The 551-nt window shown below is 68.8% G+C and carries 1 pseudogene; it reads right to left on the bottom strand.

What is annotated here, in order from left to right:
* Window positions 1–231 (bottom strand): annotated as a pseudogene (locus AB4Z27_RS29390) (ABC transporter permease); the annotation flags it as partial.
* Between the last annotated feature and the right edge of the window lie 320 nt (window positions 232–551).

Here is a 551-nt window from a genome sequence, read left to right as displayed (position 1 = left end):
GCCAAACGCCCGCGCCGTGGCCAGGAAGGTGGGCAGCAGCAGGTCGTTGTCCTGGATGCGGGCGAGGATTTCCCAGAGCACCGCCAGCGCCAGCAGGATCACCGCCTTGCGCACCCAGCCCTGCTGCCAGAGGCGGCGATGGAAGGGCAACGGCCGCGACAGCGGCACAGCGGTGAACGGCTCGAGCGCCAGTTCGTATTCAGGGCGGATGGGGGTGTCGAGGGTGGTCATATATATAGGCGATATCGTGGCTGGGGACGCTGTCCCTCTCCCCCGGCCCCTCTCCCGCAAGCGGGCGAGGGGAGCAAAGCGGCGGTGTTCCTTCCTCTCTCCCGCTTGCGCGACGGGGAGCAAACCGGCGGTGTTCCTTCCTCTCTCCCGCTTGCGCGACGGGGAGCAAACCGGCGGTGTTCCTTCCCCTCTCCCGCTTGCGCGACGGGGAGCAAAGCGGCGGTGTTCCTCCCCTCTCCCTCTGGGAGAGGGGCCGGGGGAGAGGGTGGGCGTCTCTACGAAGTCGAAACGCTACGCGTGCGCCCTGCCCCGCTCGCCAG

Source organism: Cupriavidus sp. KB_39 (genome assembly GCF_052114485.1).
Taxonomy (GTDB): Bacteria; Pseudomonadota; Gammaproteobacteria; order Burkholderiales; family Burkholderiaceae; genus Cupriavidus.
This window is presented reverse-complemented; position numbering and strand designations above follow the sequence as displayed.